The 23,544-nt window shown below is 49.3% G+C and carries 12 protein-coding genes; 1 reads left to right on the plus strand and 11 read right to left on the minus strand.

Annotated elements, in window-relative coordinates; all coding sequences use genetic code 11:
- Positions 1–84: 84 nt before the first annotated feature.
- The 11 genes from ACOMG9_RS02650 to ACOMG9_RS02700 all read right to left on the minus strand — a co-directional run bounded on the left by ACOMG9_RS02650 (position 85) and on the right by ACOMG9_RS02700 (position 22,837).
- A complete protein-coding gene (locus ACOMG9_RS02650; protein WP_422136804.1) occupies positions 85–924 on the minus strand; it encodes a CorC family transporter in 840 nt (279 codons plus the stop codon).
- A gap of 61 nt (positions 925–985) precedes the next feature.
- On the minus strand, positions 986–1,465 hold the full coding sequence (ybeY, locus tag ACOMG9_RS02655; RefSeq protein ID WP_448215651.1) for an rRNA maturation RNase YbeY: 480 nt from the start codon (positions 1,463–1,465) through the stop codon (positions 986–988).
- Positions 1,465–2,487, minus strand: coding sequence for a PhoH family protein (locus ACOMG9_RS02660; RefSeq protein WP_494529712.1), 1,023 nt, complete (start codon positions 2,485–2,487; stop codon positions 1,465–1,467). Before ACOMG9_RS02660 ends, ybeY begins: the two co-directional genes overlap by 1 nt.
- Before the next feature lie 199 nt (positions 2,488–2,686).
- Positions 2,687–3,424 carry a 4-hydroxy-tetrahydrodipicolinate reductase gene (gene dapB / locus ACOMG9_RS02665; RefSeq protein ID WP_422136807.1) on the minus strand — a complete coding sequence of 246 codons (738 nt, stop codon included), beginning with the start codon at positions 3,422–3,424 and terminating at the stop codon, positions 2,687–2,689.
- A 401-nt stretch (positions 3,425–3,825) separates the two neighbouring features.
- The gene (locus ACOMG9_RS02670) at positions 3,826–4,080 is read right to left on the minus strand and encodes a hypothetical protein (RefSeq protein WP_448215656.1); all 255 of its coding nucleotides are present in this window, start codon (positions 4,078–4,080) and stop codon (positions 3,826–3,828) included.
- Positions 4,081–4,526: 446 nt separating this feature from the next.
- The gene (miaB, locus tag ACOMG9_RS02675; RefSeq protein ID WP_448218605.1) at positions 4,527–5,882 is read right to left on the minus strand and encodes a tRNA (N6-isopentenyl adenosine(37)-C2)-methylthiotransferase MiaB; all 1,356 of its coding nucleotides are present in this window, start codon (positions 5,880–5,882) and stop codon (positions 4,527–4,529) included.
- 297 nt (positions 5,883–6,179) lie between these two features.
- Positions 6,180–7,355, minus strand: a complete 1,176-nt coding sequence (locus ACOMG9_RS02680; RefSeq protein WP_448215657.1) for a hypothetical protein — start codon at positions 7,353–7,355, stop codon at positions 6,180–6,182.
- A gap of 180 nt (positions 7,356–7,535) precedes the next feature.
- A complete protein-coding gene (locus tag ACOMG9_RS02685; RefSeq protein WP_422136814.1) occupies positions 7,536–8,855 on the minus strand; it encodes a TolC family outer membrane protein in 1,320 nt (439 codons plus the stop codon).
- A gap of 43 nt (positions 8,856–8,898) precedes the next feature.
- Positions 8,899–10,224, minus strand: coding sequence for an HlyD family type I secretion periplasmic adaptor subunit (locus tag ACOMG9_RS02690; RefSeq protein WP_448215658.1), 1,326 nt, complete (start codon positions 10,222–10,224; stop codon positions 8,899–8,901).
- On the minus strand, positions 10,221–12,404 hold the full coding sequence (locus ACOMG9_RS02695) for a type I secretion system permease/ATPase (protein ID WP_448215659.1): 2,184 nt from the start codon (positions 12,402–12,404) through the stop codon (positions 10,221–10,223). The genes ACOMG9_RS02690 and ACOMG9_RS02695 overlap by 4 nt, the downstream gene beginning before the upstream one ends.
- A 68-nt stretch (positions 12,405–12,472) precedes the next feature.
- A complete protein-coding gene (locus ACOMG9_RS02700; protein WP_494529713.1) occupies positions 12,473–22,837 on the minus strand; it encodes a VCBS domain-containing protein in 10,365 nt (3,454 codons plus the stop codon).
- A gap of 319 nt (positions 22,838–23,156) precedes the next feature.
- Here ACOMG9_RS02700 and ACOMG9_RS02705 point away from each other — a divergent pair, with 319 nt between their 5' ends.
- Positions 23,157–23,468, plus strand: coding sequence for a DUF1820 family protein (locus ACOMG9_RS02705; RefSeq protein ID WP_317143534.1), 312 nt, complete (start codon positions 23,157–23,159; stop codon positions 23,466–23,468).
- Positions 23,469–23,544: the final 76 nt, after the last annotated feature.

Consider the following 23,544-nt stretch of genomic DNA (forward strand, 5'->3'; position numbering starts at 1 on the left):
AGTTTCCTCAGCGGTGACTGGCTGGAGAACCGTCGGACTGAAACCAGTCACTGTGAGTCCTCCCCGCCAGTTTGCCTGATTTTGCTAGACGGGGCTAACTCGCAACAGTCGAATTCGGCGACCGTCAGAATTCAGAACATCAAATCGGAAACCGTTAATTTCCACGAACTCATTCCTTTTGGGCATATGTCCGAACTCCTGCAGGACAATCCCCCCAATGGTATCAAACTCTTCGTCGCTGAAGCTGGATTCAAAGTGCTCGTTGAAGTCTTCTATAGGGGTCAGGGCTTTGACGATAAAAGTACGGGCCTGTTCCTCAACCGGTTTGATGAAGCTGTCCTCTTCAACATCGTGCTCGTCTTCTATATCCCCGACAATTTGTTCGAGAACGTCTTCGATCGTGACCAGACCGGCTACACCACCAAATTCATCAATGACTATGGCCATGTGATTACGGTTGGTTCGGAACTCTTTCAGGAGCACATTCAGACGTTTGCTTTCAGGAATGAAAGTGGCAGGACGAAGGTGGTCCTTGATATTGAATTTACCATTCTGGAGAATCAGCGGCAGAAGATCCTTGGCCAGAAGAATGCCGATAATCTCGTCTTTGGTATCGCCGATGACGGGAAAGCGGGAGTGGGCTGATTCGATCACCCTGGACAGGAAGTCCCGAGGCTCCTGGTCTTCATCAACACAGACCATCTGGGAGCGTGGGATCATGATTTCCCTGACCTGCATGTCAGCCACCTGAACAGCGCCCTCAATAATACTGAGAGCTTCATCGTCAATAATGCCCCTGAGTCCGGCATCATTGAGCAGAGTCAGTAGCTCACTCCGGTTCTGAGGGTCCTGAGCGAACAGAGCCGTCAGTTTGTCTTTCCATGTCGGGGCGGGCGAGTCGCCCGGCGCAGTGTCGTCGTTCATTACCTTGTATTACCGTGAAGGCCTTCTCATGGCATCATCTGCATGATTCGGCCAGCCTCTCCTATGATGATGATCCGCCCTTTTCAGACTGGTACGGATCAGGAAAACCAAGGCTTTGGAGAATCGCTGTTTCCAGAGATTCCATCGCCTCGGCTTCGTCTTCTTCGATATGGTCATAACCCAGCAAGTGCAGTGTGCCATGAACCATCATATGAGCCCAGTGTGCCTGAAGGGTTTTTTCCTGTTCCCTGGCCTCACGTTCAACCACAGGTGAACAGATAACCAGATCGCCCAAAAGCGGCAGGTTGAGTTCTTCCGGCAGGTCAGAGGGAAAAGACAGAACGTTGGTGGGACCGTCTTTTTGGCGCCATTGCCGGTTGAGTTCTGCACCTTCCTCACTGTCAACAATACGCAGACTGATTTCGGCTTCTTCGCGATGATTGTCAACTGCTGCAGCTGCCCATTTGTGCAGATCCGATTCCGAGGGTATTTCGGAACTCCCGCTGGCTATCTGTACGTCGACATGGACGTCTGCAGACATTACTGAACCCCTGCAACAGATTTGTTCTGACTTAACTGATCAAAGCGATCGTAAGCCCGCACAATTCTCTGGACAATCGGGTGACGGACAACGTCCTTGGCGTTAAACCAGTTGAAGCCAATACCGTCGACACCTTTGAGAACATCAATGGCATGAGCCAGACCAGAGCGGGTGCCCCTGGGCAGGTCGACCTGGGTAATGTCACCGGTAATGACGGCGGTTGAGCCAAAACCGATGCGGGTCAGGAACATTTTCATCTGTTCCGGCGTCGTGTTCTGGGCTTCATCAAGGATGATGTAAGAGTTATTAAGAGTACGGCCACGCATGTAAGCGAGAGGGGCAACCTCGATCACATTTTTCTCGATCAGTTTGTCGACTCGCTCAAAGCCCAGCATTTCATAGAGTGCATCGTAGAGAGGACGCAAATAAGGATCGATTTTTTGAGACAGGTCACCCGGAAGAAAGCCCAGCTTTTCACCGGCTTCCACAGCGGGCCTTACCAGCAGGATTCGACGGATTTCCTCTTCTTCCAGAGCCTGAACGGCAGCAGCAACAGCCAGATAGGTTTTACCGGTGCCAGCCGGGCCAATACCAAAGTTGATATCGTGAGTAAGAATGGAACGAACATATTTCTGCTGGTTTTCACCTCTTGGAGTGACTGTGCCCTTGCGGGTGCGCAGAGTGATCAGATTGTCGGATCTGGCTTCGTGGACCCATTCAACAGCTGACTCCTGAAGATAGAGGTGCACTGTCTCAGCCGTCAGGTGTTCTGTTTTTCCGGTCTCCCGGTATAGACGCTTGAGTATCTCCGAAGCAGCCTGGGCACTCCGATCCTCACCCCTGATCGTGAACTGGTTGCCACGATAACGGATATCAACGCCAAGGCGCTGTTCTATCTGTTTCAGGTGCTGATTGAATTGTCCGCAGAGCTCTGCGAATCGATGGGGATCGTCCGGTTCGAGAAGAAACTGACAGGTTATACCTGTACTTTTTGTCGGTGTTGCCTGGATCTGGGTATTCAAGTCGAGAATTCAGCTCTTACTGCGATTTATATTGGTTAAGCATATACTGCAGTCCGATTCTTGCCGTATTTTATTCGCTATGAGTGTATTTTGCTGTGCACTCGCAGCGGGCAAAAATGAGTGAATCAGACTGCTGAAAAATAGGATTTTACCGTAGGTTTTAACAATGTCATCTGTTTAATCCATTCATTCTCTGCGATCAGAGAATATGTTCCAGCCCGTATACCAGTTCAGCCTTGTCGTGGATGTACTCACTGGCCATAAGAATGCCTGGCATGTAGCTTGTTCGTTCAATGGAATCATGACGGATGGTCAGGTACTGACCAGTGTCGCCCAGAATCACTTCCTGAGAGGCTACAAAGCCTGGCATACGGACTGCGTGCAGCTTTATTCCCCTGTAATCACCACCCCGCGAGCCTTCAATGTTGGCAACCTGATCATGGGTACCAATATTGAACTTCTCGCGCTCTTCGCTCATCAGTTCGGCTGTTTTTACTGCGGTACCCGATGGGAAGTCCACTTTTTGCTGGTGATGGTACTCAATGATTTCGGCGTATTCATAATAACGGGCGGCCTGCCTGGCAAACTGCTGCATCAGCACGTTACCCACGATGAAATTAGGTGCAATAAAGCAGCCTTTGCCGGTTTCCCTGACCCAGCTCCGAATGCTCTCCAGGTCTTCAGGCGTAAAGCCGGTGGTACCGACTACCGCTGAAGCACCAGAGAACAGAGTGTTCTTCACAGTTTCCATACGAATTTCCGGACGGGTAAAGTCAACGACAATATCGGCGTCGTTGTTTTTCACTTCCGCTGCCAGGTCATCGCCCAGGTCGATGGATGCGGCCAGTTCCAGACGGCTGTGTTTTTGGACAAACTCAACCACTGTCTGTCCCATTTTGCCTTTGGCTCCGTTCACAGCGATTCTCAAAACTGACATGGTGTGCTCCGTGATAATTGTCTGATGTTATGGGAAATGCCACCTAACGGGTTTTGGCATGCAGGTGAGTGACGACACTGTAACGGATCAGGTGGAGCTGTCAATGGTCGACCAGCGAACCTGCGAGAAAAGAAAATAGGGCGACATCTATTCTGACACAGGGGATAATTTCACGACAATGCCCAATTAATAGCTGGGGCGGGGGCACTCTTGGCTTAACAAAAGTCAAAACCAACCCACATCAGCTATGAAGGCAGCCAGAGAAAAAGCTATTTCCTACAAACCATACTGAGTGGCTGTCAAATCCGGGCTTGTTCAACAACCGGATAAGATTGCGGCTGTGCACAATCTATCCTTATTCGTTATGAATCATCCGAACTTTAACTTAAAATTTAGAATTACTAATCATCGTCATCGTCGCAACCAAATCCGATATACCCTGTGATGTCCCAACTATCCCTATTTTTATAGATAGTACGACGATCCCAACCTATAAAACCAACCTCATTCCAACTATTAGCATTTTCATAAATAACATTTTTGAAAACGCTAATATAACCTGTCACTTTTTCTTGATGTGGGGTTTCGTAGAAGATTTTTGAAAAAATACTATAACCCAAGCTATTTGTTAGCTCAAAAGCAAACTTTTGTAGCATGTCAACGTAAACATTTTTATGTGATTTATCAGAAATCTTGTAGATGGTTTGGTTATCTAAACCAATGTAACCAATGGCCGTCCAGCTGTTGGAACTCTTATATACTAGACATGAAGCGTGCCCTAAATTCGAGATGCCTGTAATAAAAAGGGCGCATATAAAGCTCTTGATAAATTAAACTCCTTATATCCGGTACTAATGATTAGTATTTATGCGCTAAAGCCAACTCATAATGAAAGCATGTTACGTGCGATTAACGAAACTCAATAAATGATAGATATGTATGCGAAATCTCTCAATTTTTTGATAATCACGCTTTTCAGGAGCAAAGGCCTACAGGTAAATGTATCCAGTCTGCACGATTTTGGCAGCGGATTTGCCCGAGGGTAAAAGAAGATTGATAGCTGGCCTCGGTGAGCTTGAGACCAGCCACTCTGTTCGAAGGGTCAGGCAACAACACCCAGTTCAGAATCAATCAGGCTGCCACGCAAACTGTGAGGGAACGCCTCAACAATCTCAACCTCGGCAAATCGACCAATCAGGCGAGGTTCGGCACACTTGAAGTTAACCACACGATTGCACTCTGTCCGGCCACTCAGTTCGCCCGGGTCTTTTTTGGAGTAACCCGTTACCAGAATTTTCTGGGTGCTGCCTACCAGACGACGACTGATTTGCATGGTCTGTTGATTGATTCGCTCCTGCAGAATTTTCAGTCGCTGCTTTTTGGTGGACTCAGGAACGTCGTCGGGCATGTCGGATGCCGGGGTTCCGGGGCGTTTGCTGTAGATGAAGCTGAACGAGGCATCGAAACCGATCTCGTTGATCAGGTTCATGGTGTCTTCAAAATCTTCATCGGTTTCACCCGGGAAGCCCACGATAAAGTCTGAAGAGAGACTCAGGTCAGGGCGGTGTTCACGCAACTGGCGAATCTTGTCCCGGTACATCCCAACTTCGTGGTTACGTTTCATCAGGGAGAGAATTCGGTCAGATCCGGCCTGCACAGGAAGGTGAAGGTGGCTGACAAGTTCCGGTACCTGAGCGTAAACATCGATCAGGCTCTGGGAGAACTCTTTCGGGTGAGACGTAGTGAAACGAATTCGGTCAATGCCGTCTATCGCAGCGACTATGGTGATCAGCTCAGCCAGATCACAAACAGTACCATCGTCTTTTTCGCCACGATAAGCATTTACATTCTGCCCCAGCAGATTGATTTCCCGAACCCCTTTCTCAGCCAGACCGGCGCACTCGGCAATTACGTCATCCATGGGGCGGCTGACTTCTTCACCACGGGTGTAAGGAACAATGCAGAATGTACAGTATTTGCTACACCCTTCCATGATGGAAACGAAGGCTGTTGGTCCTTCTACAGAAGGCTCTGGCAGCCGGTCAAACTTTTCAATTTCCGGGAAGGTGACATCGACCACAGGGATATGGTTGCTCTGGGTGGCATCGATCATCTCTGGCAGGCGGTGCAAGGTTTGTGGTCCGAATACTACGTCTACCTGGGGCGCACGCTTACGGATAGCTTCCCCTTCCTGACTGGCCACGCAGCCTCCGACACCGATCACCAGGTCGGGATTGGCTTCTTTCAGTTTTTTCCACCGACCCAGTTGATGGAACAGCTTTTCCTGGGCTTTTTCCCTCACAGAGCAGGTGTTAACCAACACAACATCGGCTTCTTCCGGATTGTCCGTTAACTCCAGAGTATGGGTTTCTCCGAGCAGGTCAGCCATTCGAGCTGAGTCGTACTCGTTCATCTGGCAACCGTGGGTTTTGATATAAAGCTTTTTTGTTGCGCTCATACTTTTGCTTTCTGGGTTCACATTTTTTTCGCTCAGGGCTGTTTGTTCGCTCAGGGCTGTTTGTTCGCTCAGGGCTGTTTTGGTTATTTCAGACGCCAAAGCCGGATTCCTGTCTGCTGTATAATGGTCTGAGACCCTGAAGCTGTCATGTTCAGGCCTCAGGTGACTCAGAATAGCAAAATCAGCGATCACTGATCTGGCTGGTGAAAAAGTCGCCATTATAACGGCAGTCGACCCCGTAAGGTAGTGAGCAATATTTCTGACCCTCCATACAGAGACTACGTGATAACCATTCGGCTATAGTTCGTCTTTCAAGCCTGTTTTGGGGGTGTAGACAGGCATCAGTGTCATTTTTACAACCCCGGTTTTCATGACGACATAACTTTGCACGTCGGTTCTTTGCAGACGAACGGTATCCAGGAGGTCATCGGCCTTCATTCTGTCCAGGGCATCGTAGAATTCGGTCTCTTCCGATGAGAAGCGATTATTGAGCGTATCGAGAGCACTCTTGATATGGCCTATTTCAGGATAACTGGCGCTGGCCAGCTGTATTCCAATGGCTACAGCCTTGCTGAGGATTTTGCCGATCAGTCTGAAGGGGATTTCCCAGTCATTTTCCATCAGAGTCAGCTGTACGGAGTCTGCATTCAACCAGATAATCAGTTCTGTTTTGCCTTTATTGACGCCTTTTTCTTTTGCCCAGGGGATTTCAATCGTATCCTCACGAATGGGCTGGTCGCCATTGTAGTAGGTCAGATGCATGTAGATTTCAGGCTTGGTGAAATACTCGCCGACCCGTTCCAGGTTGAGCTCCAGAAGATAATCACGTTCAGGCAGGCGCTCTGTGGCAATGGTGTTGGGGTCGACAATGGGTTTCGTATGCATGACCGGAGTACTGAGTCGGGCAGGGCGATGAACCAGCAGGATGACATCTTTATCCAGGTCATCGACATTCTTTGTGGTGAAGTCGCAGTGTTTATCCCGGCAGGATGAAGAGCTGGTGACTTCCGCTTTGCGGGGCTGATCCCGCTCCTTTGGTAACAGGAAGCCAATATAGGGGCTATCGGCGTCTTGTACCTTGCGGTAACGCAGTTTCATCAGCGACTCTTTTTTTCGCTTACCAAAGTGGAAACAGTCTGCCACCCTATCGAGTTCTTCTATCTGCTGACTAATATCTTCCTGAATAGTTTTGGGCACTTCCGGATAATTTTTTTGAATTATTTCAGGGATGCTTTGCAGGGCAAGATCCCCTGCTTCATCTAATTGCGAGGGGTTGGTGGCCTCTTTACGAATATGATCCAGGTGTTTCCAGGGTTTAAGGGTTTCGATGAAGCGCTGTTTCATATCAATCAATCTTTGCTGCTTCTCTTTCAGGCCAAGAGCGTCAATGTCGGAACACTCTTTGTCGGCAAAAGCAGGAGGGATAAAAAGAGACAGGAGTATGGGTATAAGCAGTGGGAGTCGTGTATTCATGAGGAGCCTTAGGAGATGTTAAGGAATGAACAGGCAAGATATTGGAAGGAAAGCGGAGCACATATTTTAATTAGATACGATTGTCGAATCTGTCAAATTCCGCTGTGGAATATCGGAATCAGTCGCTAACACCTGTTGTATTTCATCCCAAGTGAGCCCCGGGTGGTACACGCTCCTTGCTTATGGAGTCGTCTTCTTTGGCCCTTTTTGCAACAGTGGCCGTATAGTATTGATTCGCATTGCACCCAGGATATTGCTGATGCTCGCAAGAACACGGTATTGGGCATAAACGTACTGATAATCAGCAGCGAGGTATTGCTTGCGCGCTTCAAACAGCTCGTTCTGAGTATCAAGCAAATCCAATAACGTACGATGGCCAGCCTTAAATTGCGCCAGATATAACTCCGTACTCTCTCTGGATTGCTCTACATAATCGTGTAAATGGACGCGTGATTGCTTTAGTGTCACGAAAGCGTCCCAAGATGATTCTGCATTGGCCTGAACCTCGCGATACACCTTATTCGAACGCATCCGGGAGGCTTCCTCCCGATAGAGAGCCCGACGATAACGGGAGCTGCTTTGTCCCCCGGAGTAGAGGTTCCAGTTCATTTCTACAAGCAGTCGCGATTCATCTTCCCGACCATCAAAACCAGACACATTATCTTTCCAACTACGATCTGCAACTAAGTCAAAGCTGGGATAGTTTTCAGATTGAACACCTTTCACATCAGCTGTTGAAGCATTCACATCGAGTCTGCTGGCGATGAGTAGCTGATTATTCTGAAGTGCTAATTTAATGGCTCGATCCTGGCTTTCAGGTAAATAAGACTGATCGACCTCCGGACGGATAAAGTCACCGGGATAGTCACCAGTGAGTTGCTTGTATAAAGTTTCAGCATCAGCCAGGTTGTTACGGGCAGCTAGTATATTGGCTCTGACTCTGGCAATACGTCCTTTGATTTGCGTAAGATCAGATTTATCCGATATGCCTTGTCGCTTGCGTGCAGCGACCATATCGTAAGTTTCGAGATGTTGCTCCAGGTTTTCTTGCGACAAACGCAGTACCTCTTGAGCATTCATTACATGGGTATAAACCTGCGCCACCTGTAAAGCGAGTGATTCAGCTTGTGCCAGTGTCTGATGATAATGAGCCTGCATGTTGAAGTCAGCGCGCGAGTATTCACTGGTATTGGCAAAACCACGAAATAGCGGGATTGATAATTTCAGCCTGGCCTGCTTGCGAGTTTGATTGGTTTCTCCAACATTAGCTCGATCCTGATCTTCCCGCCCACTATCAGCTCTTAAATCAAGACTGGGTAGAAACCTTCCCTGGGCAATGTCGAGTTCAGCCTGCGATGCAAAGTAAGACTGTAAGGTTACAGCCATATCCGGGTTGGTCTGTATGGCATCATTAATCGTTTGCTCAAGGCTTTGTGCCCAATTCGTGTTGCACCAAAGCATACCAAGCACTGTTAGTGTGGTGCGTAATACAGGCTTCATTGTCATCAGCTCCAATATAAACACATAATCGCCACTGCAATTATCACTTTAAAGCTCTCAATAGTGGCTTCATGATGTACTGCAATACACTGCGTTCTGCCACGCTGATGTCGACAGTTGCCTGCATGCCAGGAATGACATTCAGGTGGCTGTAACCCTCGCCAAAGTAAGCTTTTTCGACTCTTACTTTTACGATGTAAAAACTATCGCCATGGGGGTCAGTAATGGAATCTGCGGAAATGGTCTGTACTCTGCCATCCAGCCCACCGTAAACAGCAAAATCAAACGCCGAAATCTTCACTTTTGCATGCTGGCCGTGCTGCACAAAACCAATATCTTTAGGCTTTACCTTAGCCTCAACCAATAGCTCATCATCTACTGGCACAATATCGATAAGCTCAGCCCCTGGTTTTGCGACACCACCAATGGTTGTGACATACAATTTTTGAATTACCCCATCAACCGGCGAATGCAGCTCGGTGTTTTGAACACTTGCCTCGTTGACGGTTTTTTTACCACGTGCAATACCGAGACGAGTTCGCACTTCGGATAGCTGTTCCTGAGCTTCCGCCCGAAAGCCCGACAGAGTAGTGCCTTCTTCTTTCTCAAGACGCTGAATCTCTGCTTGCAGCTTTGGGATCTGGTTGTTTGTTTTATTAACCTCTGATTGTGCCTGACTGAGCCTTTGTTTAACGTCAATCACAACAGACTCAGATACTGCACCCATTTTAAGTAGAGGCTCGTTCATTTTGAGCTGCTGCTGGATCAAATCAACCTGTCGCTGCTGATCTTCCACCTGCTGTTGAGCTGAGACAAGTTCCTGGCGAGCCTTGCTTGTTTTCAGATGGATGTCATCAAGCTGCATATGAAGCTCATCCTGTCTCACCTTATAGAGCTTTAGCTGTGTATCTATAAAAGTGTTGTGGGTAGCAATTTGTTCAGGGGTAAATTCTGGGTGAGTACCAGCAACTTCTGCTGCAAGGCGCGTTTCTTTTGCAAGTAACGATGAAGTCTCCACGACCGACTGTGTTAGTGACCCGCTCGCTACCGTTGGATCAAGTTCCATGAGCAACTCACCCTGCATGACCGACTGCCCTTCAATGACGTGGATTGCCTTAATAGTACCGCCTTCGAGGTTTTGAATGACCTGTGTACGGCTAATGGGGGTCGCTTTGCCCTGGCCGCGAACGATTTCATTGATGTTGGCAAAATAGGCCCAAACGAGCAAAAACAACACCATCACAAATACTATCCAGAGCGTCACTCTGGCTGCAGACGGTGTTCGCATTAACTCACCTTGAGAGGCGTCAGTGATAAAATCGAGATCGGCCTGAGTGAATGCTTTGCCTTTTAACCGTGATAAACTCATACAGCCCTCATCCGGCCGGGAGATTGACTCGCAAGCTGATCAAGAATTTTTCGCTTTTCTCCTTTCATCAGTATCTCGCCATCATCCATAACCGCGATGGAATCAAGTAAACTCAATATGGCAAGCCGTTGTGTAAAAACAATGATGGTTTTATCAGGTGCCAGTCGATTCAGGCGCTGTATCAGTTTTCTTTCCGAGTCTTGATCAAGGGCACTGGTGGGCTCGTCAAAGATCAGAATCTTAGGATCCCGGAGCAAAGCGCGAGCAAGTGCCACACACTGTCGTTGACCTCCGGAGAGCATTCTCCCCTGCTCGCCGCACTCTCGGTTCAAGCCGTCCGGGTGCGTCCCGGTAAATTCGATGACGCCTGCCATCTCTGCGGCTTTAAGAATCTGCGCATCGGTAGCATAAGGTGTACCCGTGGCGATATTATCGCGTATCGTTCCAGAAAACAGGGTCGGCAGTTGCTCAACTGAGCCTATCATCTTGCGCAGGTCACTTGGATCAAGTTGACGAATATCAATACCGTCGAGCTTAATGACACCTTCGGTAGGCGTATAAAGTCCCATTAAGAGCCGAAGCAAAGTGGTTTTTCCGCAACCAATGCGACCAATTACCGCCAATCGACTTCCCGCAGGAATATTAATGGACACTCTTTTGATAACAGGAACAGTTTGCTCAGGAAAGGTTAACGAAACATTTTCAAGCTGATAATGACCGTCAGTAAGGTCGCACTGAAGGTACTGTTTTTCATCTTCCCGTTCGACAGGCATTGCCATAATACCGGCAATACCCTTGTAAGCTACTTTGGTTTGCCCCCATCGTGCGATTAAGCCTGCAACATGGGTCATTGGAGAAATCACACGCCCTGTTAACATACTGGCCGCAATCAACCCACCCATGGTCAGATCATGGTTTGCAATTTTATACACACCAACAATGAGTACGGCAACCGTCGACATTTGCTGGATAAAGCCAGATGTGCTCGTACCAAAGGTTGAATAAAGCCGGGAGCGATTGCTCCAGTACGAAGCTTCGCCAATATTCTGTTCCCACTTTCGCTGATTTAACCCCTCCATTCGATTACTCTTAACGGCTTCCAGGCCATTAAGGGTTTCAATCAGCAACCCATTCTTTACCGAGGATGCACCATAGCTATGAGAGATAGCCTCATCAACTGGTCGACGGATCAACAGTGTAATGACCAAAATAATAAAAATTGAAACCATCGGGACAATAACGAGGTAGCCACTAAATATATAAATTGCGATCAGGAAAATAATGACAAAAGGTATATCAACCAATGTGCTAAGTGTTGCAGAGGTAATAAAATCCCGAATACTCTCAAATTCACTCACCATTCTGGCAAATGAACCCACTGACCTGGGTCGGTGTTCTAATTTCAAAGCCTGAACATGAGCAAAAATTCTGGATGAAAGAATGACATCCGACTTTCTCCCTGCAACATCCAGGAAAAAGGTCCGAATCAATTTAAGCAAAAGATCGAAGAAAAAAATAATGGCGACGCCAATTGAAAATGCCCACAAGGTATCAAAAGCTGAGTCAGGGACGACCCGGTCATAGATATTTCGGACATAAAAGGGGGTGGCGAGTACAAATAAACTAATAACAACAGAGGCAATGATCACATCACGATAAATTGGGAAAGACAGTCGCAAGGTGTCCCAAAACCAATGTTTGCCTGCCTCACCGGTTATCAGGCGGCGGCCTTTATCAAATTTATACTCACGCTTAATAAAAAAACAGAACCCTGTGTACAGCAGACGCAGCTCATCAAGGTGCATTTCAGCCTTGCCCAGACCTGCTTCCGGGCGAATAATTGTGGCTTCGTCAGCTGTAATGTCGAGCTTGGTCAGCACGCAGGCATTGCCATTGTGAAGCAACAAAATAGCTGGCAAGACTTCGGGAAGTATTGTGTCGAGTTCACGATTCAATAAGCGCGCAGACAAACTGGCTCGTTCAGCCGCCAGTGGTAACAGAGCAAGGGTGAGTTTATTCTCAATCAAAGGCAAGCCTGCACTTAAGGCAGTCGCCGTACTTGGTTTATCATACAACTTAGTCACGATAACCAGGCTATCGAGCAAGGCATCAAAGTGTGTCCGCTCGGGAGATCCTGTATCCCATCGATCAGTGGCTTCAGTGTTGCTCTGATCTGTCATCTATTCTCCCAAACATTGAGTTTTGGAACGGTTCTTGTCTGCGTTTGCACCGATTGTCAGTTGTGTCGTTAAATCGGTGGAAAGTCATTATCATCCGGCTTTGGTACCAGATTCTCTATGTGAAAGCTTGAACTCCCTGAGGTTGCATCATCGTGGGTAGTCTCTGTGTTACTGCTTGCCAAGGGTTTTTCATCAGTCGGCTGTGATGGTTCGCTTTTTAGCTCATTGGAAATGGTTTGTTCTCCAGCGTTCTCGCTTTGTTGTTCATTGAGATGTTGCTCAACCTGACGCCGTAAAGAGCCCTCGGCTTCATTTTCGGTAGCTGCTTCAAGAACGACCTCGGCACGTATGATCCGGGCATTGTCGATATCACCCTGAGTACGGGGTTGATTTTGATCACGCAGCGCCTCCAGATTGACTTGAGGTTCATTATCAGAAAGGCTTTCCTGTATAGGTCCTTCAGTTGCCTGTCTATCATGTTGAACGTTAATGTCGGCGCTTTCACTCCCCGGAGCCTGCTCATGGCTTGAAATCGGCGGTGCTGGTAAAGGCTGGGTCGGATCCATTATCAACGGCGCAGAATGTTCACTGACCGTATCACCTCCTGCACCGGAGGTTGTTACGACTAGCCGGATATTCATATTTTGCGCATTCCCACCTGGTAACAGTGCAGTCAAGTCGGTGGTTGTCCAGTTTTGAACATCGACATGTTCTGTCATTTGGGTAATTGTGTGAGCGTGACCATGGCCATCACTTAATACCGTTCCGACATTAAAACCTGTGAGTTCAATCTTGCTGATACGGTCCTGCGGATCAGCAGGTGGTGTTATCTTTGGGTGTAAATGCAATAGTGCAGAGCTATTGGGAGTAGCGATATCCGTATCGACTGATACCTTCTGTTCGGTCAATGCTCCGACCTGTGATAACTGATGATGACCTGTCACATCGACAAGCATGCCAGAATAGTCTGCCTGTATATCAAAAACCAGGCCTGCATTTTTTGATATTACTTTGCCCAGGGGAGAATGAGTCAGCAGAGTTTTGTCAACATCAACATTGGCAGCCATCGATACACTGAATATCTGACCATGATAGGCATCGTTAGGGTTAAATCCATGGTTTCCTGTGGCAGCAGGTCCCGACTCTTCTGCATAATGATCCTGGTCCTGGGCAAGAGCAAAAACGCCGTGCCCCGGGATCTGATAGCCTGTTGCAATGTGGTCATGACTGTAAGCGCTCTGGCCATCGACAAGAACATCCAGGTGACCGGTCACTGAGTCCCATAATAATGAGTAGCGATGGCTATTTCCGTCAGTTGTATCGATGCCGGTAGCGTATTCATGGTGACCTATTCCAATGGTCAGGTTATCTGGTCTCCAGACATAAAACTCATTTGGATCTGCCGGGACGCCATAACTCAGAAACGTAGCGCCGTGATGAGCACTTGTGGCAACTTGCTGACTACCGATAATGTTAAACTCAACGGCCAACTTTGTAATAGGGTCTGGTGTATCAAGCTGGCCCTGGTTCAGAACCCCCCCGGTTCCCGCACTGCTAAAGGTCATAACTTTTTGCTCAGCGGAAAAACTTAAAGCAACTGATGCTGCATCAGTTACAGAGTTGGCCATGACCGAAACAGCTTGGGGAGGAGAGGTAACAGAGTGGGTGCCATCAGTCGTCGTTGCAGTGACGTATAACGGCATGGAGCCCTGATAATTCGTTGGAGGTGTTAAAGTCAACGATGAGACATCGCTCGCATTTACTACCCACCCACCGGAACCATCGCTATGACCTGATGAAAACTGAGTACCGGCTAAAAAACCTGTGAGGGTAATGCTTTCCAGGGTATCACCGTGTGATGCAATAACCAGGTTTAGTGCGATGGCCTTATCTTCATCTCCTGCAGGTGGGGCACTGGTTGAAATGGCAGCGGCATCAACAACACTCGAAACACTGATGTTGCCAGTTGCTATGGCTGAATCTGCCGTACCATCGTTAACGGTATAAGTAAAATGTACATCGCCGTTAAAATTGGCGGCAGGGGTGAATACCAAATTGGGGATAACACCGGTCACTATATTTTGGCCGACAGTCACATCTGCACCATTTAACTGGAATTTGCCCTCATTGGCTGCAGGCAACCGGGTGATGGTGACATGATCCAAAACTGCACCCGCATCCACATCCTGAAAGCCAAAGTCACTGGCACTGAAGGTATAGGCTGTGTCTTCAGTACCACTGAGAGCAACCGTCGCAATCGTGGGCGCATCATTGGTGCCCGTGATAGTGACTTTAACGGTTTGAGCATTGCCATCACTGGCCGTAAATGTGTGAGAGTCTGCGACCTGGCGCTTGCTGGCATCCGGAACAGACGGGTTTAGATCCTGCACCCTGCTCTGGTCAAGCAGATAGGTCCACAAACCACTAACCATGGCGAAATGACCATAGGTCGATGCAGTGGGCGACACATTCGGGAAAACCGGGTTATCACCCGCATCAACATCACTAATAGTGAGCATGCCTCTAGCCTTGGTGATATCACCAATGTCACCTTCGGCAACAGTGGCAACAAGGTTTCCGGATATTATCGAAGGATGATCAATAGCAGCCAGATTCATTGAAGCCGTCTGGGTGACAGAGGATTGATGCTCGTCCTTGACCTCATAGCTAAATTGCACCGGGCCGCTGTAATTTACAGTCGGGATGAAGGTGTATGTGCCGTTATAATTATCAGTAATACGACCATGGTCTGCTGACAGCTTATGAATACTAAGCTGAGCACGGTGATCCACATCAGTGGCGTGAGCCAGAAGGTCAGAAGCCTTTATGATAACCACCTGATCCTCTGTACCCGGAGGCAACACTACTGTTGAAGAGAGTTCTGGTGCGTCATTGGTGCCGCTAACCGTCATCATCAAGGCTTTAGTGTCAGTAGCGCCACTACCGTCAGTCACCATGACCGGGATCACGATTCTTTGCGTATCGCCTTGAGCTAGACCATCGTAGGCCGGATCGGCTGGGTCGAAAGAATAGTTGCCATCGGCACTCAACGTAAACCCTGGCACTTTCATAGTGCTGGAGTAAATTGCAGTGTCGCCCGTATCGATATCGGTGGAAGTAATGCTTCCCGTAGTCGGCTGGCTGTCACCTTCTATTGCAGAGGCGGGGGAAATGGCGTTCAGTACAGGGCCATCGTTAGAACCGTTAACGGTGATAACAATATTATGGGTTGTGCCATCCGCACTCTGAATCTCGATTGTGTCGGTCAGGCTGTTAGTGGTCGTTGCGCCAGCCCCCAGCGTCTGAACGTCGGCATGGGTCTCGTCCAGGTTATAAGCCCAATGACCATTAGCATCAAGATTTAAGTTGCCATGGGTTGCAGCGTAGTTACCTGCCTGGAAGTGATCCTGCCCTGCATCCTTATCGCTGATACTCAGATTACCAGTGACTTGTAATAAAGAATCCTCGGTGACGCTACCGGACTCTGCTCCAGCAATCACCGCAGCATCCGATTGACCATGCACAGTAATGACCAGATTCCGGGTATCAGTAGCTCCATGTTGATCCGTAGCCGTAATGGGGATAGTCACTGTTTTATCCTGACCGGCCGCAAGAGACTGGTAGGCAGCATGGCCCGGATCAAAAGTATATTGACCATCCCTGCTGAGCATGAAGCCATCAACCGGAGTAGCGATTGAATAAGCGACGGATGCATAGTTATCCGGATCTTTTGACGTCATCTGTCCGCTAAGTGGGCTGTCGTCTTCCGTCGCGCTTTGTGCCTGTATCTGATCAAGCACGGGGGCGTCGTTGGTGCCGCTAACCGTCATCATCAAGGCTTTAGTATCAGTAGCGCCACTACCGTCGGTCACAGTGACCGGGATCACGATTCTTTGCGTATCGCCTTGAGCTAAATCATTGTAGGTCGGATCGGCTGGGTCGAAAGAATAGCTGCCATCGGTCTTCAGCGTGAACCCTGCCACTGTCGCTGTGGTGGAGTAAGTTGCAGTGTCACCCGTATCGACATCAGCGGAAGTAATGCTTCCCGTGGTCGGCTTGCTGTCACCTTCTATTGCAGAGGCGGCAGAAACGGCATTCAGTACCGGGCCATCGTTAGAACCGTTAATAGTGATAACAATATTATGTGTTGTGCCGTCAGCACTCTGAATCTGGATTGTATCTGTCAGGCTGTTGGTGGTCGTTGTGCCAGCCCCCAGCGCCTGTATATCGGCATGGGAATTATCCAGGTTGTAAGCCCAATGACCATTAGCATTAAGGTCAAGGTTGCCATGAGTCGCAGTGTAGTTAGCCGTCTGAAACTGATCCTCCCCGGCATCTTTATCGGTAATACTCAGGATACCAGTGACTTGTAATGAAGAATCCTCGGTGACGCTACCAGAGTCTGCTCCAGCAATCACCGCAGCATCCGGTTGACCATGTACAGTAATGACCAGATTCCGGGTGTCAGTGGCTCCATGTTGATCCGTAGCCGTAATGGGGATAGTCAGCGTTTTATCCTGACCGGCCGCAATGGACTGGTACGCGACATGGCCCGGATCAAAAGTATATTGACCATCCCTGCTGAGCGTGAAGCCATCAACCGGAGTAGCGACTGAATAAGCGACGGATGCATGGTTATCCGGGTCCTGTGAAGTGATTTGCCCGCTAACTTGACTGCCATCTTCCGTCGCGCTTTGTGCCTGTATCTGATCAAGCACAGGGGCGTCGTTGGTACCGCTAACCGTCATCACCAAGGCTTTAGTATCAGTAACGCCAAGACCGTCGGTCACCGTGACCGGGATCACGATTTTTTGTGTATCGCCCTGAGCTAAACCGTCGTAGGCCGGATCGGCTGGGTCGAAAGAGTAGGTGCCATCGGCATTCAGTGTAAAACCTGGCACCGTCATAGTGGTGGAGCAAGTTGCAGTGTCGCCTGTATCGACATCAGTGGAACTAATGCTTCCCGTAGTCAGCTGGCTGTCACCTTCTGTTGCAGAGGCGGCGGAAATGGCATTCAGTACCGGGCCATCGTTAGAACCGTTAATGGTGATAACAATATCATGTGTTGTGCCGTCAGCACTCTGAATCGGGATACTATCGGTCAGGCTGTTGGTGGTCGTTGTGCCAGCCCCCAACGCCTGAACGTCGGCATGGGTGTTATCCAGGTTGTAAGCCCAGTGACCATTGGCATCAAGATGTAAGGTGCCATGGGTTGCTGTGTAGTTACCCGCCTGGAAGTAATCCTGCCCTGCATCGTTATCGGTAATACTCAGGATGCCAGTGACTTGTAATGAAGAATCCTCGGTGACACTACCGGAGTCTGCTCCGGCAATCACCGCAGCATTGGATTGACCGTGTACGATAATGACCAGGTTCCGGGTATCGCTGGCCCCGTGTTGATCCGTAACCGTAATGGGGATAGTCAGCGTTTGATCCTGACCGGCCGCAAGGGACTGGTAGGCAGCATGGCCCGGATCAAAAGTATATCGACCATTCCTGCTGAGCATGAAGCCATCAATCGGAGTAGCGATTGAATAAACGACGGATGCATGGTTATCCGGGTCTTGTGAAGTGATCTGTCCGTTAAGTTGACTGCCGTTTTCCGTCGCGCTTTGTGCCTGTATCTGATCAAGTACAGGGGCGTCGTTGGTACCGCTAAGCGTCATCACCAAGGCTTTAGTATCAGTGGCGCCACCGCCGTCGGTCACCGTGACGGGGATCACGATTCTTTGCGTATCGCCTTGAGCTAAAACATCGTAGGCCGGATCGGCTGGGTCGAAAGAGTAGGTGCCATTGGCATTCAGTGTAAACCCTGCCACCGTCGTAGTGGTTGAGTAAGTTGCAGTGTCGCCCGCATCGACATCGGCGGAAGTAATGCTTCCCGTAGTCAGCTGGCTGTCACCTTCTGTTGCAGAGGCGGCGGAAATGGCATTCAGTACCGGGCCATCGTTAGAGCCGTTAATGGTGATAACAATATTATGGGTTGTGCCATCCGAGCTCTGAATCTGAATGGTATCGGACAGGCTGTTGGTGGTTTTTGTGCCAGCCCCCAGCGCCTGAACGTCGGCGTGGGTGTTATCCAGGCTGTAAGCCCAGTGACCACTGGCATCAAGATGTAAGTTGCCATGGGTTGCTGTGTAGTTACCTGCCTGGAAGTGATCTTGCCCTGCATCCTTATCGGTGATACTCAGGCTACCAGTGACTTGTAGGGAAGAATCCTCGGTGACGCTACCGGAGTCTGCTCCGGCAATCACCGCAGCGTCCGATTGACCGTGCACAGTAATGACCAGATTCCGGGTATCAGTGGCTCCATGTTGATCCGAAGCCGTAATGGGGATAGTCACCGTTTTATCCTGACCGGCCGCAAGGGACTGGTAGGCAGCATGGCCCGGATCAAAAGTATATTGACCATCCCTGTTAAGCGTGAAGCCATCAACCGGAGTAGTGATTGAATAAGCGACGGATGCATGGTTATCCGGGTCTTGAGAAGTGATCTGCCCGCCAAGCTGGCTGCCATCTTCTGTCGCGCTTTGCGCCTGTATCTGATCAAGTACGGGGGCGTCGTTGGTTCCGCTAACCGTCATCACCAAGGCTTTAGTATCAGTAGCGCCACTACCGTCGGTCACCGTGACGGGGATCACGATTCTTTGCGCATCGACCTGAGCTAAACCATCGTAGGCCGGATCGGTTGGGTCGAAAGAATAGGTGCCATCGGCATTCAATGTAAACCCTGCCAGCGCCGCAGTGGTGAAGTATGTTGCAGTGTCGCCCGTATCGACATCAGCGGAAGTAATGCTTCCCGTGGTCGGCTGGCTGTCACCTTCTGCTGCAAAGGCGGCAGAAATGGCATTCAGGACCGGGCCATCGTTAGAGCCGTTAATGGTGATAACAACATTATGGGTTGTGCCATCCGCACTCTGAATCTGAATGGTATCGGTCAGGCTGTTGGTGGTCGTTGCACCAGCGCCCAGCGCCTGAACGTCGGCGTGGGTGTTATCCAGGTTGTAAGCCCAGTGACCATTAGCATTAAGGTTCAAGGTGCCATGGGTTGCTTTATAGTTACCCGTCTGGAAGTGATCCTGCCCTGCATCCTTATCGGTGATACTCAGATTACCAGTGACTTGTAATGAAGAATCCTCGGTGACGCTACCGGAGTCTGTTCCAGCAATCACCGCAGCATCCGATTGACCATGTACGGTAATGACCAGATTCCGGGTATCTTTGGCCCCATGTTGATCCGTAGCCGTAACGGGGATAGTCAACGTTTTATCCTGACCGGCCGCAAGGGACTGGTAGGCAGCATGGCCCGGATCAAAAGTATATTGACCATCGCTGCCGAGCATGAAACCATCAACCGGAGTAGCGATTGAATAAGCGACGGATGCATGGTTATCCGGGTCTTGTGAAGTGACTTGCGCGCTAAGCTGGCTACCATCTTCCGAAGCGCTTTGCGCCTGTATTTGATCAAGCACGGGGGCGTCGTTGGTGCCGCTAACGGTTATTACCAGGGCTTTAGTATCTGTAGCGGCACTTCCGTCAGTCACCGTGACCGGGATCACGATTGTTTGCGTATCGCCTTGAGCCAGACCATTGTAGGTCGGATCGGCTGGGTCGAAAGAATAGGTGCCATCGGCCTTCAGCATGAACCCTGCCACTGTCGCTGTGGTGGAGTAAGTTGCAGTGTCACCCGTATCAACATCGGCGGAAGTAATGCTTCCCGTGGTCGGCTGGCTGCCACCCTCTGTTGCAGAGGCGGCGGAAATGGCATTCAGTACCGGGCCATCGTTAGAACCGTTAATGGTGATAACAATATTATGGGTTGTGCCATCAGCACTCTGAATCTGAATCCTGTCGGTCAGGCTGTTGGTGGTCGTGGTGCCGACCCCCAGCGCCTGAACGTCGGCATGGGCGTTATCCAGATTGTAAGCCCACTGACCATTAGCATTAAGGTTCAAGTTGCCATGGGTTGCTTTGTAGTTACCCGTCTGGAAGTGATCCTGCCCTGCATCCTTATCGGTGATACTCAGATTACCAGTGACTTGTAATGAAGAATCCTCGGTGACGCTACCGAAGTCTGCTCCAGCAATCACCGCAGCATCCGATTGACCATGTACAGTAATGACCAGATTCTGTGTGTCGGTGGCTCCATGTTGATCCGTAACGGTAATAGGGATACTCAGCGTTTTATCCTGACTGGCCGCAAGGGACTGGTAAGCAGCATGGCCCGGATCAAAAGTATATTGACCATCCCTGTTAAGCGTGAAGCCATCAACCGGAGTAGCGACTGAATAAGCGATGGATGCGTGGTTATCCGGGTCTTGCGAAGTGATCTGCCCGCTAAGTTGACTGCCATCTTCCGTTGCGCTTTGTGCCTGTATCTGATCAAGCACGGGGGCGTCGTTGGTACCGCTAACCGTCATCAACAAGGCTTTAGTATCTGTAGCGCCATTACCGTCAGTCACCGTGACCGGGATCACGATTCTTTGCGTATTGCCTTGAGCTAAACCATCGTAGGCCGGATCGGCTGGGTCGAAAGAATAGGTACCATCGGCCTTCAGCGTAAACCCTGCCGCCGTCGCTGTGGTGGAGTAAGTGGCAGTGTCGTCCGTATCAACATCGACGGAAGTAATGCTTCCCGTGGTTGCCTGACTGGCACCTTCTGTTGCAGAGGCTGCGGAAATGGCGTTCAGCACCGGGCCATCGTTAGAACCGTTAACGGTGATAACAATGTCATGCGTTGTGCCATCTGCACTCTGAATCTGGATTGTATCGGTCAGGCTGTTGGTGGTCGTTGTGCCAGCCCCCAGCGCCTGAACGTTGGCATGGGCATTATCCAGATTATAAGCCCAGTGACCATTAGCGTAGAGGTTTAAGTTGCCACAGGTTGCTGTGTAGATACCTGCCTGGAAGTGATCCTGCCCTGCATCCTTATCGGTGATACTCAGGCTACCAGTGACTTGTAATGAAGAGTCCTCGGTGACACTACCGGAGTCTGCTCCAGCAATCACCGCAGCATTGGATTGACCGTGTACGGTAATGACCAGATTCCGGGTATCGGTGGCTCCGTGTTGATCCGTAACCGTGATGGGGATAGTCAGCGTTTTATTCTGACCGGCAACAAGGGGCTGATAGGCGCTATGGCCTGGGTCAAAGGCATACTGACCATCTCTGCTGAGCGTGAAGCCATCAACCGGAGTGGCGATTGAATAAGCGACGGATGCATGGTTATCCGGGTCTTGTGAAGTGATCTGTCCGCTAAGTTGGTTGCCATCTTTCTTTACACTTTGCGCCTGTATCTGATCAAGCACGGGGGCGTCGTTGGTGCCGCTAATTGTCATCAACAGAGCTTTTGTATCAGAAGCGCCACTAGAGTCAGTCACCGTGACCGGGATGACGATTTTCTGCGAATCGCCTTGAGCCAAGCTGTTGTAAGCCGGATCGGTTGGGTCGAAAGAATAGGAGCCATCGGCATTCAGTGCGAACCCTGCTACTGTCATCGTGGTAGAGAAGGTTGCAGTGTCGCCAGTATCGACATCGGTAGAGGTAATGCTGCCAGTGGTCGGCTGACTGACACCTTCAACTGAATGGCCTGCATGTCCACCATTTACGACTGGCAAGTCATTAGAGCCTTGAACTTCAACAGTAAACGCGCGGGAGAAATCAACACCGTTTGTATTTAGAACATGTACGACAAAATGCTCAGATACACGCTGTCCATCTTGCAGCCCCTGAACATCAGATGCACTGTTATCCAGCGTGTAGCCCCACGCACCACTTTCCTCAATGGTCAGAACACCATATTTACACTGATAAACTTGCGCGGGGAAAGTGCCCTCCCCATTTTTTAAATCCAATTGTCCATAAGCACTGATCTGCGAATCTTCGATCACTTGACCAGCAAAACTGCCGACAATTGTCAGAGGTAAATTACTCGAAGCAGCATTTTCGGATAATGCTGGTGACCTTCCTGCTATCTGTGGAGCAACGGTCCCGTTTCGTGAATTTAAAAAAGATTTTTCATTAAATAGCGAAACTGAGCCAGAGTCTGTATTTAAATCGCCGGTGTAGTCTCGTGCAGATTGATCATTAGCGGAAGCTTGTCCTTTCGAAACCTCCACTTCAAGGTTAACGCGCTCCACAATAGCTGCTGCCTTATGATGCCCGTCTTCAAACTCTATAACATGCATAACCCGACGGTCATTATGCTCTCTGGCTGTTTCAGTCGCTTGCAGTGTTTCATCTGAACCACTGTCAGGCAAACTATTGGCAGAGTGGACACTGTTTATTGCAGAACTAGCAGCATTATTCTGCAAGATGTCAGCCACAGGTTGAAGGTCTTTCACTAAAACAGAGATCGGGTATCCTGATTCTTCCTGAAGAACCACATGATGCTCATCGGGACTTGAAATTATCGTGCTCTCAGAAATCAGCATGCCTGATTCAAGGGACTCAAGCTCACCAGAGTTTGCTAGATAGAAAACCGGGCCCGAAATTTGCGACACTGTAAACATATCGAATACAAACCATGTTCCATAACCAGCCCACAGTGAAATATAGTTTAGATATCGAAAAATTACTAAAGTCCAATAAACCCCCGTTTTCATTAGCTCATGGTCGCCCAGTCTGTGCTATGCTAGCCGCCTTTAGTATTACATGCCCGAAATGACCATAGGCGTTAGAACCAGTCCCTAATCTCCTTTGGAAATGAATGTTTTTCATTAAAGTTTCCGGCGTCACAGGTGTTTGGAGTCAATGTCGAAATCTCAGATTTTTCGCGTTATTTTTCAGAATGAGTCTGAAGTCTTTGAAGTGTATGCTCGACAGATTTTCCAGAGCGAGCTCTGGGGATTTATTGAAGTAGAGGAATTTGCTTTTGGTGAGCGTAGCCAGTTGCTGGTCGATCCCAGTGAAGAGAAACTAAAGAGCACTTTCGAAGGTGTTAAGCGGAGTTATATTCCTTTGTCGTCTATTATTCGTATTGACGAAGTTGAAAAAGAAGGGGCAGCCAAGGTTTCTGAAGCAAAAGGCAATAACGTCAAACTGTTTCCAATGCCTCCGGCATGAGCCTTCGGGTCTGAGCCCTGATCGCGCATTTGTTTGCCGGTCGCCTGCTGCTGGCAGTGCAGCAGGAAAGGGGAGG

The sequence above is a fragment of the Endozoicomonas sp. PH6C genome, assembly GCF_059322965.1.